The 13,360-nt window shown below is 61.0% G+C and carries 13 protein-coding genes and 1 pseudogene; 12 read left to right on the forward strand and 2 right to left on the reverse strand.

Annotated features, from left to right (window positions below; all coding sequences use genetic code 11):
• On the reverse strand, positions 1-327 hold a 327-nt coding region (locus VK725_RS04160; RefSeq protein WP_325316796.1), incomplete at its 3' end, for a DUF1304 domain-containing protein.
• Positions 328-356: 29 nt separating this feature from the next.
• Complete coding sequence (locus VK725_RS04165; RefSeq protein WP_325316797.1) at positions 357-1,292, reverse strand: carbohydrate kinase family protein; 936 nt, start codon at positions 1,290-1,292, stop codon at positions 357-359.
• 266 nt (positions 1,293-1,558) lie between these two features.
• On the opposite strand from VK725_RS04165, the gene VK725_RS04170 reads away from it, so the two are divergent.
• The 12 genes and pseudogenes from VK725_RS04170 to VK725_RS04225 form a co-directional block, all read left to right on the forward strand.
• Positions 1,559-2,605 (forward strand): rod shape-determining protein, encoded by a 1,047-nt coding sequence (locus tag VK725_RS04170; protein ID WP_126673514.1) that lies wholly within the window; start codon positions 1,559-1,561, stop codon positions 2,603-2,605.
• A gap of 25 nt (positions 2,606-2,630) precedes the next feature.
• Positions 2,631-3,626 carry a rod shape-determining protein MreC gene (mreC, locus tag VK725_RS04175; RefSeq protein WP_325316798.1) on the forward strand — a complete coding sequence of 332 codons (996 nt, stop codon included), beginning with the start codon at positions 2,631-2,633 and terminating at the stop codon, positions 3,624-3,626.
• Positions 3,623-4,111, forward strand: a complete 489-nt coding sequence (mreD, locus tag VK725_RS04180; RefSeq protein WP_126673512.1) for a rod shape-determining protein MreD — start codon at positions 3,623-3,625, stop codon at positions 4,109-4,111. The genes mreC and mreD overlap by 4 nt, the downstream gene beginning before the upstream one ends.
• Before the next feature lie 31 nt (positions 4,112-4,142).
• A complete protein-coding gene (mrdA, locus tag VK725_RS04185; RefSeq protein WP_325316799.1) occupies positions 4,143-6,182 on the forward strand; it encodes a penicillin-binding protein 2 in 2,040 nt (679 codons plus the stop codon).
• Complete coding sequence (gene rodA, locus VK725_RS04190) at positions 6,179-7,294, forward strand: rod shape-determining protein RodA (protein WP_325316800.1); 1,116 nt, start codon at positions 6,179-6,181, stop codon at positions 7,292-7,294. Before mrdA ends, rodA begins: the two co-directional genes overlap by 4 nt.
• A 135-nt stretch (positions 7,295-7,429) precedes the next feature.
• Positions 7,430-8,398 carry a lytic murein transglycosylase B gene (gene mltB / locus VK725_RS04195; RefSeq protein ID WP_325316806.1) on the forward strand — a complete coding sequence of 323 codons (969 nt, stop codon included), beginning with the start codon at positions 7,430-7,432 and terminating at the stop codon, positions 8,396-8,398.
• A complete protein-coding gene (locus VK725_RS04200; RefSeq protein WP_325316801.1) occupies positions 8,395-9,342 on the forward strand; it encodes a septal ring lytic transglycosylase RlpA family protein in 948 nt (315 codons plus the stop codon). Before mltB ends, VK725_RS04200 begins: the two co-directional genes overlap by 4 nt.
• A gap of 63 nt (positions 9,343-9,405) precedes the next feature.
• On the forward strand, positions 9,406-10,635 hold the full coding sequence (locus VK725_RS04205) for a D-alanyl-D-alanine carboxypeptidase family protein (RefSeq protein ID WP_325316802.1): 1,230 nt from the start codon (positions 9,406-9,408) through the stop codon (positions 10,633-10,635).
• 30 nt (positions 10,636-10,665) lie between these two features.
• The gene (locus VK725_RS04210; RefSeq protein WP_325316803.1) at positions 10,666-10,956 is read left to right on the forward strand and encodes a DUF493 domain-containing protein; all 291 of its coding nucleotides are present in this window, start codon (positions 10,666-10,668) and stop codon (positions 10,954-10,956) included.
• Positions 10,957-11,148: 192 nt separating this feature from the next.
• The gene (lipB, locus tag VK725_RS04215; RefSeq protein WP_325316804.1) at positions 11,149-11,817 is read left to right on the forward strand and encodes a lipoyl(octanoyl) transferase LipB; all 669 of its coding nucleotides are present in this window, start codon (positions 11,149-11,151) and stop codon (positions 11,815-11,817) included.
• Positions 11,818-11,825: 8 nt separating this feature from the next.
• Positions 11,826-12,836, forward strand: coding sequence for a lipoyl synthase (lipA, locus tag VK725_RS04220; protein WP_325316805.1), 1,011 nt, complete (start codon positions 11,826-11,828; stop codon positions 12,834-12,836).
• A gap of 277 nt (positions 12,837-13,113) precedes the next feature.
• A pseudogene (locus VK725_RS04225) lies at positions 13,114-13,360 on the forward strand (tail-specific protease); the annotation flags it as partial.

Genomic DNA, 13,360 nt, shown 5'->3' on the forward strand with positions numbered 1-13,360 from the left:
CGGCAATCCTTGAATCCAGAGCACTTTGCGCGTGGCCGTGAAGCCGCCGTACAAACCGGCAATAAGCACGCACGCAAGGAAAAAAATCTTTACGTGCATGCCTTCAGGTGTGCCGCCGAGGATCAATCCCCAGATCAGGCCCGCTGCGAGGAATCCGTTGTACAGACCCTGATTCGCAGCGAGCACTTTCGATTGCGTGGCAAATTCCGGTGTGAGTCCGAAGGCGCGTCGGCCGGTCGATTTATCCCACAAAAACATTTCGAGAATCAGAAACCAAAGATGCATCAGAGCGATGATCGCAATCACGATGTTGGCTAGCGTGGACATGCTGCTTTCTCTCTGATGCAAAGGGCTCGTTACGCCAGGGCGTAACCGAACTGTTCGTGAAATTCTTTCGCGAATTGGTCGTACGTGAAGGACTGATTCTGTGTACCGGGATGTTCGACTTTCAGCGCACCCATGAGCGACGCCATGCGGCCGGTGGTCGGCCAGTCCAGACCTTTCATGATGCCGAAAATAAGGCCTGCGCGATACGCATCGCCGCAACCGGTCGGATCGACAATTTTACGTTCGCGTGCCGGCGGAATCTCATACGTTTTGCCGTCGGCGTGAATCAACGAACCACGCGGGCCGAGCGTCACGATATACGCCTTTACACGCGATGCAATGTCGGCCGCGCTCCACCCCGTGCGCTGCTGCAGCAACTGCGATTCGTAATCGTTGACGATCACGTATGTCGATTTTTCGATCATCGCGCGGAACTCGTCGCCGCTGAACAGCGGCATCGCCTGGCCGGGATCGAAAATGAAAGGAACCTTGCGCGCGGCAAATTCATCCACGTGCTGCAGCATGGCGTCGCGGCCATCGGGCGCAACAATGCCGAAGCTGATGTTCGGAATGTTGCGCACGTGATTTTCGTGCGCGCTCGACATCGCGCCCGGATGGAAAGCAGTGATCTGGTTGTTGTCCAGATCCGTCGTGATGAAGCATTGCGGTGTGAACTGTTCTTCGAACACGCGAATGCAATCCATGCGAATGCCGCACTTTTGCAGATGCTCGCGGTACGGCGCGAAATCCTGCCCCACCGCCGCCACCGGCAACGGATCGCCACCGAGCAGCTTCAGGTTGTACGCGATGTTGCCCGCGCAACCGCCGAATTCGCGGCGCATCGCCGGCACCAGGAAGGAGACATTCAGGATGTGCACCTGGTCCGGAATGATGTGGTTCTTGAACTGATCCTGGAACACCATGATGGTGTCGTAAGCGAGCGATCCGCAGATGACGGCAGACATGTGGTTGAAAGCCCCGGTATGGGCCACCGATCGGTCGCGTACGACCCCCGGTAGCGTTGGTATTGACCAAAGCCCGTCATCGTAGCGGCAACGGGCGAAGATGGCGACTTGCGGGCAGTACCGGGGCGATGCGCTGACAGGTCACAAAATCGCCGTATCACCGCGTCCTACAAGGCTTTCTTAACGAAGATGTCCTTGCGGATAAAGGATTTGCTGACTAGACTGGCCCGCTTACTTTTTAGCCAGAGTCGATATACGGCGGACCCATGTTCAAGAAGTTTCGCGGGATGTTTTCCAACGATGTCTCCATCGACCTCGGCACAGCCAACACGCTTATCTACGTACGGGGTCAGGGCATCGTCCTGAACGAACCTTCTGTTGTGGCGATCCGTCAGGATCGCGGCCCAGGTGGCCCCCGCACCGTTGCCGCCGTAGGTACCGACGCCAAGCGCATGCTGGGCCGTACGCCGGGCAATATCGCCACGGTGCGCCCGATGAAAGACGGCGTCATCGCCGACTTCACCATGACCGAGGCGATGCTGCAGCACTTCATCCGCCAGGTTCACCGCTCCCGCCTGCTGCGTCCCAGCCCGCGCGTGCTGGTGTGCGTGCCGTGCGGTTCGACCCAGGTGGAGCGCCGCGCCATCAAGGAATCGGCCGAAGGCGCCGGTGCGCGCGACGTGTTCCTGATCGAAGAACCGATGGCCGCCGCCATCGGCGCCGGCATTCCGGTGCATGAGGCCCGCGGCTCGATGGTGCTGGATATCGGCGGCGGCACCTCCGAAGTGGCGGTGATCTCGCTCAACGGTATTGTTTACTCGCAATCGGTTCGCGTCGGTGGCGATCGTTTCGACGAAGCCATCATCAACTACGTGCGCCGTAACCATGGCACCTTGATTGGTGAATCCACGGCCGAGCGCATCAAGCTCGAAATCGGCTGCGCTTTCCCACAGAGCCAGGTCAAGGAGATCGAAATCTCCGGCCGTAATCTGGCCGAAGGCGTGCCGCGCATGTTCACGGTCAACTCCAACGAGATTCTCGAGGCGTTGCACGAGCCGCTCGCCGGTATCGTCGCGGCGGTCAAGTCGGCGCTGGAACAGACGCCTCCGGAATTGTGCTCGGACGTCGCTGAGCGCGGCATCGTGCTCACTGGTGGCGGCGCGTTGCTGCGCGATCTGGATCGCCTGTTGTCGGAAGAAACCGGTCTGCATGTGCAGGTGGCGGACGATCCGCTGACCTGCGTGGCCCGTGGCGGCGGCAAGGCGCTGGAGCTGATCGATCAGCACGGCAGCGACTTCTTCGCTCCCGAATAATCCAGTGCGTCCGCGGGGGTAGGCCATGCCGCTAGCGCGCGAGGAATCCTCGCCCCTGTTCGCCGGCACCGCCGCAGGCACACTGCGGCTGATCTTTTATCTCGCCATAGCCATGGTGTTGATGGTGCTCGACCACCGTAACGGGTGGTTGTGGCGCATGCGCTATGCCACGTCCATCGTGATCGAACCCGTGTACCGTCTGGCGAGCCTTCCTTCGGAAGGTTTGCATACGGCGAGCGTGGCCTTCGCCGATCGACGCATGCTGACCGAGCAAAACCAGCAGCTGCGCGAAGACCTGTTGCTGGCGAATGCGAAGCTCAATCGCATGCAGGCAGTGGCGCAGCAGAACGAGCGCCTGAAGGAATTGCTCGACACGCAGCGCAGTCTGAATCTGCATGTGCAGATGGCGCGCGTCATCGGCATCGATTTTGGCGCTTATAGCCATCGCATGATGATCAATGTCGGCGCTCGCGATGGCGTCAAGACGGGTCAGCCGGTGATCGATTCGCATGGCGTGATGGGGCAGGTGATCGATGTACTCCCCAATTCATCCATGGTGATGCTCGTGACCGATCCCGATCATGCTATCCCGGTGGTCGATGCGCGTACCGGTTTGCGTACCGTGGCTTACGGTTCGCATGCGGGTGACCAGCTCACACTGCCGAACATTCCGATTGCGCAGGATGTGCAAGTGGGTGACAAGCTGCTGACCTCCGGCCTGGGTGGCCGATTTCCTGAAGGTTTCCCGGTCGGGGAGATTCGCAGCGTGGGACCGTCCGCGACCGGCATGTTCCTGGAGGCGCATGCGATTCCCAGCGCCGATCTGGATCGCACCGACGAAGTGCTGATTTTGCACGACCTGGCCGAACCCGCCGGTCCGCCGCCGCCGTCGCCGTCTGCGGGGCCGCCGTCGAGTGAAGCGCCTGTGCCGGCATCGAGCGCGCCACCGGTGCCCAAAGTGCCGCTGCCCTCGTCGTTCAAACCCGCTACCCCGGCGTCGACAGGAGTGCCGCAGACATGAGTCGCGCGCGTCTGTCTCTGTGGTGGTTCATCGGCACGCTAGTCTTCGCGTTGCTGCTGATGCTGGTGCCGCTGCCACACGTGCTCGATCCGTTCAAGCCGTACTGGCCGGCGCTGGTGCTGCTGTATTGGGCGCTGGAATCGGGCGATGCGCGAATCAACCTCGGGTTGGCCTTTGTGCTGGGCGTATGCGCGGATATGTTGAATGGCGTGCTGCTGGGCGAACAGGCGTTGCGTCTGTGCGTGCTGGCATTTATCGCATTACGTTTCCGCTCGCGCCTGCGTTTCTTCCCAATGTGGCAGCAGACGCTGGCTGTGCTGGCGCTGCTGGTCAACGATCGTTTCCTGTTGTTGATCGTGCGTGCGTTCGCGGGCGAAGCGACACCGCCTGCACTGTGGTGGGCGTCGCCTTTCGTCAGTGCGGCGCTGTGGCCATTCCTGTTCCTGCTGCTAGACGATCTGCGGATGCGGCTGCGACTGCAATGAACATCTTGCGCGACAAGATGGAGCGGCAGGCATGACGAAGTTGCTCAATCGTCGCGCCTTCAAAGACACGCGCGGTGAAGCGGAGAGCTTCCGCCGTCGCGCGTTCGTCGGTTTTGCGCTGATTTTGCTTGGCCTCGGTGCGCTTGTCGGGCGCTACTGGTTTTTGCAGGTACTGCATCACGACGAATTCGCGCTGCGCTCGGTCAACAACAGCGTGAAGCCCCGTGCGCTGCCGCCCACGCGCGGTCTGATCTACGACCGCAACGGTGTGTTGCTTGCAGACAACGTTCCTGCGTTCCGGCTCGAAGTCGTACCGGACAAAATCCATGACATGAACGCCATGCTTGCCGAGCTCGGCAAGGTCATACCGCTCGATTCCGACGATCTGGATGCCTTCCGCAAGCAGCTCAAGCAGACACGCCACTTCGACAGCGTGCCGCTGAAGATGCGCCTCAGCGAGGACGATATCGATCGCTTCGCGGTGAATCGCTGGCGCTTTCCTGGCGTGGATGTGGTTCCGTACCTCACACGCAAATATCCGCTGGGTCCGCTCTTTGCGCATGCAGTAGGTTACGTGAGCCGCATCGATGCCGACGATCTCGATGACCTCGATCCGGATGTCTACAAAGGGACAACACACATCGGTCGTACCGGCGTGGAGCGTTCGTACGAAGGCATGCTGCATGGCAAGCCGGGTTATGAGCTGGATGAAGTCAACGCCGATGGACGTATCCAGCGTGTTCTGAGCGTCGATCCGCCTACGCCTGGCAAGAACATCTATCTCAGCATCGATGCGCGCATTCAGAAGGCGGCGCAAGATGCCTTTGAGGGACGCCCCGGCGCAGCCGTGGCGATCGATCCACGCAATGGCCAGGTGCTGGCCATGGTCAGCGTGCCGACGTTCGATCCCAATTTGTTCGTCAACGGCATCAGCTCCGCCGATTACAAGTCCTTGAATACCGATCCCGACAAGCCGCTGATCAGCCGCGCGTTGCGGGCCGCGTATCCGCCGGGTTCGACGATCAAGCCTTTCATGGCGCTTGCGGGTCTGGAATACGGTGTTCGCAGGCCGGAAGATTCAGTCGTTTCGACTGGTGTTTTCTATATTCCGGGGCAGGCGCGCGGCTATCGCGACGACCAGCGTTACGGCGCAGGTGTGGTGAATCTTTACAAAGCGATTTACGCATCGGTCAATACGTACTTCTACAAGCTCGCGCTGGATCTAGGCATCGACCGCGTCAGTGACTTCATGGGCTCCTACGGATTCGGACATCCAAGCGGCGTCGACATTCCGGGCGAGCTGCCCGGCATCCTGCCTTCGCGCGCATGGAAGGCAAAACATTCGCCGAAGGAACCGAACTGGTATCCCGGGGAAACGGTGATTGCAGGCATCGGCCAGGGCTACTGGGAAGTCACCACCATGCAGCTGGCGCACGCGTTGGCGACCTTCGCCGGGCGCGGTGTGCCTTATGCGCCGCGTGCGGTGATGGCGACGGCGGACGTCGGCAAATCGCCTGTGCCGCTAGCCAATCCACCCAGTGGTCCTTCGTTGATCAAGAACGCGAAGGATTGGGAAGCGGTCAACGAAGGCATGCAGATGGTGATTTACAGCAATGACCCGTTGTCCACTGGCGCGGGCGTAAAGCTCGGTGACGGTTTTCCCTATCGCATTGCAGGCAAGAGCGGTACGGCGGAGCGTTTCTCGCGCACCAGTAACGCGTATAACGAAAACAAGAACACGGCCTATCTCGCCGCTCGCCACCGTGCGTGGTTTGAAGCGTTCACACCCGCGGAAGATCCTCGCATTGCCGTGGCCGTCGTGCTGGAAGCCGGTGCATGGGGCGCGAAGGATGCCGGGCCGATCGCGCGCAAGATTCTGGATGCGTGGCTGGCAGCACAAGGCGGCGCCGTACCGCCAAATCGTCCGTTGCCCGAACCGATGCCGGCCACCAGCGTTGCGCCGGAAGACACGCCGCAATCGGATATGCCTGCGCCGGATACGTCCAGTCCCACGCCAGACGCAACCAGTCCGGCACCGGATACATCGAGCGCGGGGGACGGCACGCCATGATCGATACCATGCGCACTCGGTTCTATCGTTTTCTGCGGCGCATCCTTACGCGCCCGCGTGTCGATCTGCCGCTCGCCTTCGCGCTGGTCATTCTATGCGGTGTCGGTCTCGTCACGCTGTATAGCGCAGGCAACGCCAACTTGCCGCTTGTTGCCGGTCAGGCGGCGCGATTTGTACTTGGCGGCGTGCTCATTGCCCTGTTGTCGCGTATTCCGCCGTCGGTGTTCCGTAACTGGACGCCATGGCTCTACGTCGGAAGCGTCATGCTTCTGGTGGTGGTCGCCGTGCTGGGTGAGGGACGTGGCGCCGATCGCTGGCTCAACCTCGGCATCATGCGCTTTCAGCCGTCCGAACTGATGAAGCTGGTCATGCCGATGATGGTGGCGTGGTATCTGCATCCGCGTCAGTTGCCGCCGCGCTGGAAAGATATCCTGATGGTGGGCCTCTTGATCGCCATCCCGGCCGGGCTCATCGCCAAGCAACCCGATCTGGGTACGGCATTGCTGGTGACCGCAGCGGGCGCGTTTGCCTTGTTCCTCGCCGGCATGGCGTGGTGGCGTATCGGTCTGCTGCTTGCCGGTGTGGGCGGCTTGGTTCCGATTGCGTGGCATTTCATGCATCAGTACCAACGCGACCGCATCCTGACGATGCTCAACCCGGAATCCGATCCGCTGGGCAATGGCTGGCACATCATTCAGTCGCAGATTGCCGTGGGTTCGGGCGGCATGTTCGGCAAGGGTTTTGAGCAGGGTACGCAGTCGCGATTGGACTTCTTGCCCGAACACACCACGGACTTCATCTTCGCCGTCTTCTCCGAAGAGTTCGGACTGATCGGTGTCTGCGCGATTCTGGTGTTGTACGCCTTCATCATCGGACGATGCCTGTGGATCGCCATGGAAGCGCGCGATACGTACTCGCGCATCCTTGCCGGCGCCATCGGCATGAGTTTCTTCGTCTACGTGTTCGTCAACGGCGGCATGGTGTCGGGGTTGTTGCCGGTGGTAGGCGTGCCGATGCCGATGGTCAGCTACGGCGGTACGTCGGCGGTGACATTACTGGTTGGGTTTGGTGTGTTGATGTCGATCCACGCGAATCGCAAAGTGCACGACTGAACTCGATCCGTATCGCGTCAGCGGTGTGCCACAGTTTGCGCCGCATTGCATGTTACGCTGTGCGCAATGCCGATCAAGACAGCGAAACCACCTCCGCAGCTGGCCTCATGGTCACGTCGTTTTCGTCCCTCGCGGATGCTTCTCGCGCTCTCATGTCTGATCGCTACACCGGCCTTCGCCGATCATCCCGGTCAGGCGCAACTGGTCCAGGAAGTGGCGCAGGAAACGGGCAAGGATCCTGCCGCTCTCAACGCATTGCTCGATGGCGCGAAGATGCAGCAAAGCATCCTCAACGCGATCAGTCGTCCGGCCGAAGCCAAGCCGTGGAGCGAGTACCGGCAAATCTTCATCACGCCCGCGCGCATCGACGCAGGCATCGATTTTTATCGCCAACACCGTGACCTGCTCGAGAAAGTCGCCAAACAATACGGCGTCGCCCCCGAATACATCGTTGCGATTCTCGGCGTGGAAACGTTCTACGGGCGCAACACGGGCAGCTACAAGGTGCTCGATGCGCTGGTGACGCTCGGCTTTTATTACCCGCCGCGCGCATCGTTCTTCCGCGGTGAACTGAAGACCTTGCTCGAGCTGCCGGACAATCAGCTGGCGGGCCCGCTCGATACGCTTACCGGTTCTTACGCGGGCGCGCAGGGCTGGGGCCAGTTCATGCCCGACAGCATTCGCGACTTCGCGGTCGATGAAGACGGCGATGGACGCATCGATCTGCAGAACTCGCTGCCCGATATCTGCGCCAGCGTCGCGAACTACTTCGCCAAACACGGCTGGGTAACGGGCGGCGTCGTGGCAGCGCGCGCGCAGCCCGATGGCGCGGCGAAACTGCTTACGGTCAAAGATTCGACGCCGCTGTGGCCGGTGGAGCAGCTCGAAGCATGGGGCTATGCACCCGTGCAGCATCTCGATCCCGGCGCCAGCTCCACGGTGCAGAAGTTCCAGGGCGAAAATGGTCCGGAATACTGGTTCACATTCCAGAACTTCTACGTGATCACACGCTACAACCGCAGTCCCATGTATGCGATGGCAGTGAATCAGCTGGCGCAAGCGATCGCGCAAGGCGTGAACAGCCCGGAGACTGCCTCACGATGAGGACGCTCCGGCACCTGTCGTGGCTGCTTGCGACCACGTTGGTGCTGGTCGGATGCGGTGGCCACCGCAGCACGCGTCCGTCGTCGTCATCGTCGTATTCCTCTTCGTCTTCGTCATCCGGCGGTGGCGGGGGCGGTTCGAGTGCATCGGGCAGCGGTGGTTTTTACGACGACACCAATCAACCGCAAAGCAGCCGTTACCGCAGCAACAGCGACAGCGTTCCGGACGGTCCGCCGCCAGATCTGAGCAATCTGCCCGAGCCGGTGCCGAAGGTGGAGCCGCACTCGCTCTACGGGAACAAGTCGCCCTATTCAGTACTTGGACGGACTTACTCGGTGCTCCCGAGCGCACGCGGCTATGACGAACGCGGCATCGCCTCGTTCTACGGCAGCAAATTCCACGGCTACAAGACCTCGAATCTCGAGGACTACGACATGTACAAGTTCACCGCCGCAAGTAAAGTGCTGCCGCTACCCAGCTATGCGCGCGTGACAAATCTGCAGAACGGCAAGAGCGTGATCGTGCGCATCAACGATCGCGGACCGTTCCATGAGGACCGTGTGATCGATCTGTCTTACGCTGCGGCTGTGAAGATCGGCGTGTGGCCCAAAGGCACCGGTCTGGTGGAAGTGCAGGGCATCGATCCATCGGCTCCGGTGGATCAAGAAGCCCCGCCGCCGCCCGTGGTGCCGCCGCCGTCCGAGCACACGCCGGGCATTTATCTGCAGGTGGGTGCATTCGCCGATCCGGCCAATGCCGAGCACTTGGCCGAACAATTGCGCACGGCGAATTTCGCTCCGGTGCAGGTGGTGGATGCGACCATCGGCGGACGGCTCGTCCACCGTGTGCGAGTCGGTCCCCTGGCCGATGTGGACAGCGCCGACCGGGTGACCACCCAAATCGAACAAATGGGCCTGCCTCACCCGCAGGTCGCGGTAGACTGAGCGTTTCCCAATGTAGTGGCGCCGAGCGCGCCGACGATCCAAGCAAACGGATGTAAGCCCACGATGAATCTGTTCCGCCGTTCTCTGCCCATTCTCGCCGTCGCAACCCTCGCGTTCGCCGTCGGCGCCATTGCCCAGCAGACCCCGCCCAAGCCCACGCCCAACGTGCCCCCCGCTCCTGCGGCCGTGCCGGTGCCCGTGCCGCCGCCGCCGGATGTCGACGCCAAGAGCTGGGTGCTGATGGACTACGCCACGGGCCAGATTCTTGCGTCGAAGGATGCAGACGTGCGCGTCGTACCCGCTTCGATCACCAAGGTGATGACGGACTACGTTGTCTCCGCAGAGATCGCCTCGGGCAAGATTCATCTCACCGATCAGGTCATGATCAGCGAACATGCGTGGCGCGCTGGTGGCGCAGGCACGGATGGTTCGACGAGCTTCCTCAAGCTCAACAGCCAGGTCGATCTGAAAGATCTGCTGTACGGCATGATCATTCAGTCGGGTAACGATTCGGCCATTGCACTCGCTGAGCACACGGCAGGTTCCGAAGACACCTTCGCCGGCCTGATGAATGCGTATGCCAAGCAGCTGGGCATGGTGAACAGTCATTTCGTGAATGCGTCGGGTTATCCGGCCGACAATCACTACACCACCGCGCACGACGTCGCGATCCTCACGCGCGCGCTGATCCACGATTACCCGGATGACTACGCGATTTCCGCGATCAAGGAATTCGAGTGGAACGGCATCAAGCAGGGCAATCGCAACACGCTGCTGTGGCGCGACCCCACCGTGGACGGCGTGAAAACCGGCCATACCGCCGAGGCCGGCTTCTGTCTCGATGCCTCCGCCAAGCGCGGCGATCAGCGCATGATCGCCATCGTGATGGGCTCCAGCAGCGAGAAAACGCGCGCCGATTCGGCGATTGCGCTGCTCAACTACGGCTTCCGTTTCTTCGAAACCCACAAGCTCTACGAAGCGGGCAAGGCACAGGCCACGCCACGCCTGTGGAAGGGTGAAGACAATCAGCTGCCGCTTGGCGTTGCCGAAGACGTGCTCGTGACGGTGAAGACCGGCGACTACGACAAGCTCAAAGCCACCATGGACATTCCGTCCACGCTGATTGCGCCATACAAGAAGGGTCAGCAGGTCGGCACGCTGCATGTCACCGAAGATGGACAGCCGATTGAAGACGTACCGCTGATCGCCTTGAACGATGCGCCGCAGGGCGGCTTCTTCAAGCGTCTGTGGGACACCATCCTGTTGTGGTTCCACGGCAGCGGCAAGAAGTGATCAACGCAATTGAGTGAGCGGAGAAGGCCGATGAAAGAGCTGGGCGAGATCAAGCCGCAACAGCAAGGCCAGGGGTTTCAGTTTCCCGGCGAATTCGAAATCACCGCGATGGGCAACGCCAGCGTGGATCTGAAAGCCCGCGTGCCGGAGATCCTTGAAGGTGTTGGTTTGCACGTGCTGCACGAAACCGTGCGGCACCGGCATTCGCGCGAGGGCAATTTTCTGTCGGTGACGGTGAGCTTTCGTTGTGAATCTCGTGAGCAGTACGACGCCGCGCATGCGGCGTTGCGGGCGGATGCGGATATTCGGTACACGTTGTAATTGAAACGCACCCTGGAACGAAGCCAGTCACGTCATTCCGGCGAAGGCCGGAATCCGGGGCAAAAGCGGGGCAGCGATACCCCTCCCGGCAGGTGGGCATTTCCTTTGAAAAAGCCCCCTCCGCACGACTTCCTTCACTTGTAAGCGCCCACACGCGGCCGCAGATTGGCCCAATACCTTGCAGGTCCCGCCATGTCCCACCCGCTGAAAATCCGCCGCCTGGGCCGCCAACCTTATGAGCCGATCTGGCGGTCGATGAGCGCCTTCACCGATAACCGCACCGCCGCCACGGTCGACGAACTGTGGCTGCTCGAACACGACCCCGTTTTTACCCTGGGGCAGGCCGGCAAGATGGAGCACGTCCTCGCACCAGGTGAAATTCCTGTGATTCCGGTGGATCGCGGTGGCCAGGTCACCTATCACGGGCCCGGCCAGATCGTGGCTTATCCGCTGTTTGACCTGCGCCGAATCGGCTTCAGCGTGCGCGAGCTTGTGAACAAGATCGAGCAGTCCATCATCGATACGTTGGCGCATTGGAACATCGAAGCGGTGCGCCGCGAGGGTGCTCCCGGCGTCTACGTGGCCGACGCCAAGGTCGCAGCCCTCGGATTGCGCGTCCGCCGGGGCTGCAGCTTCCATGGACTGGCCTTCAATGTGAACATGAATCTGGAACCTTATCACCGCATTAATCCTTGCGGTTACAAGGACCTGGCGGTCACTCAGGTGCTAGACTTGGGCGGTCCGTCGCGGTTGGTGGACGTCGAGGATGTGCTGATCGGTGAGCTTTGCCGGCAGTTCGGCTTCGATGCTGAACCGGCTGCCCCCGTCATCCCCGAACTCCCCACACGCGTGGCGGTCTGACTTATTTCATGAGCGATACCTCCACTTCCGCCAGCAAAGCCATTCCGATCAGCGTTGTCAGCGGAACACCCACCGTTGAGAAGCAGCTTGGCAATGACAAGATCGCGCTCAATCGCGCGGGCTTCGATGTGTCTGTGCCGACGTTGCGCAAGCCGAGCTGGATTCGCGTGCGTTTGCCGCAAGGCAACGCGGTGCAACAGCTGAAAGCGCGCTTGCGTGAAAACGCACTGGTCACGGTGTGCGAAGAGGCGTCCTGCCCAAACATCCACGAATGCTTCAGCAAGGGCACGGCCACCTTCATGATTCTCGGTGAAGTGTGCACGCGCCGCTGCTCGTTCTGCGATGTCGCGCATGGCCGTCCTGCGGCACCCGATCCGCTTGAACCGGCGCGTCTTGCCGAAACCATTCGCGACATGCGCCTGAAGTACGTCGTCATTACCTCGGTGGATCGCGACGATCTGCGCGATGGTGGTGCCGAACATTTCGCTGCATGCATTCGCGCCGTGCGTCACGCCAGCCCGAGCATCCGCATCGAAATCCTCACACCGGATTTCCGCGGCAAGGGCCGCATGGAACGTGCGCTGGAAGTGCTCAAGGATTTCCCGCCGGATGTGTTCAACCACAATCTGGAAACCGTGCCGCATCTGTATCGCGAAGTGCGTCCGGGCGCGGACTATCAGTGGTCGCTCGATCTGCTCAAGCGTTTCAAGGCGCAGCATCCGGATGTGCCGACCAAGTCGGGCATCATGCTCGGCCTTGGCGAAACCTACGACCAGGTGATCGAAACGCTGCGCGACCTGCGCGCGCATGACGTGGAAATGGTCACCATCGGTCAGTATCTGCAACCCACGCCGCACCATCATCCCGTGGTGCGCTACTGGACACCCGACGAATTCGAATCGCTGCGTGAGGCCGGCGAAGCGATGGGTTTCCACCACGTAGCCTCTGGCCCGCTAGTGCGGTCCTCCTATCACGCCGACCAGCAGGCGCATGCGGCCGGTGTCACCGAGCACGCTTGAAGAGAACAATGAGCCTTCTTTCATATTCAAAGTGCCCCGCATTGAGCCTGAGTGGCCGTCAGGTGGTAGTGCGTGGCGCAGCGCCTGACTGGCCGTCAGGCCAAGCCGCGCGCTGCCGCATGGCGGCCACTCAGGCTCAACCCTTCGGGCTGGATCTGTTTGCCCACATGGCGGCGTCATCACTCAGTCGTGTATCGACATACACTCCTTCGTTCTTCCTTGCCCTGCGGGCAAACAGCTTCCAGTGCGGGGTACTTTGAATATGAAAGCAGGCTCAGTGACCTTTCGTCCCTTGCTCGCATTGATGTTGGCTCTAACTGTCACCGTGACAGCTTCCGCGCAATCGGCGGCTGACATGGGGGCATCCAAGCCGCGTAAAGAATCCACGCTGCCGCTGCAGCCAACCGCGACCGAGGCCGATGCCGCGCTGATTTCCGCGCATCTGTTGACCCGCTTCCACTACGACGCGCAGCCGCTCGACGATGCGATGTCGCAGAAGATCTACACGTTGTACTTCAAGTTGC

The organism is Dyella sp., from assembly GCF_035486915.1.
Taxonomy (GTDB): Bacteria; Pseudomonadota; Gammaproteobacteria; order Xanthomonadales; family Rhodanobacteraceae; genus Dyella_B.

Bases quoted from the DNA above. Each gene is read 5' to 3' on its own strand.
- lipB (WP_325316804.1), top strand. From the start codon at position 11,149: ATGTCCCACCCGCTGAAAATCCGCCGCCTGGGCCGCCAACCTTATGAG.
- mrdA (WP_325316799.1), top strand. From the start codon at position 4,143: ATGACGAAGTTGCTCAATCGTCGCGCCTTCAAAGACACGCGCGGTGAA.
- VK725_RS04200 (WP_325316801.1), top strand. From the start codon at position 8,395: ATGAGGACGCTCCGGCACCTGTCGTGGCTGCTTGCGACCACGTTGGTG.
- mreD (WP_126673512.1), top strand. From the start codon at position 3,623: ATGAGTCGCGCGCGTCTGTCTCTGTGGTGGTTCATCGGCACGCTAGTC.
- VK725_RS04170 (WP_126673514.1), top strand. From the start codon at position 1,559: ATGTTCAAGAAGTTTCGCGGGATGTTTTCCAACGATGTCTCCATCGAC.
- mreC (WP_325316798.1), top strand. From the start codon at position 2,631: ATGCCGCTAGCGCGCGAGGAATCCTCGCCCCTGTTCGCCGGCACCGCC.
- mltB (WP_325316806.1), top strand. From the start codon at position 7,430: ATGCTTCTCGCGCTCTCATGTCTGATCGCTACACCGGCCTTCGCCGAT.
- VK725_RS04205 (WP_325316802.1), top strand. From the start codon at position 9,406: ATGAATCTGTTCCGCCGTTCTCTGCCCATTCTCGCCGTCGCAACCCTC.
- lipA (WP_325316805.1), top strand. From the start codon at position 11,826: ATGAGCGATACCTCCACTTCCGCCAGCAAAGCCATTCCGATCAGCGTT.
- rodA (WP_325316800.1), top strand. From the start codon at position 6,179: ATGATCGATACCATGCGCACTCGGTTCTATCGTTTTCTGCGGCGCATC.
- VK725_RS04210 (WP_325316803.1), top strand. From the start codon at position 10,666: ATGAAAGAGCTGGGCGAGATCAAGCCGCAACAGCAAGGCCAGGGGTTT.
- VK725_RS04165 (WP_325316797.1), bottom strand. From the start codon at position 1,292: ATGTCTGCCGTCATCTGCGGATCGCTCGCTTACGACACCATCATGGTG.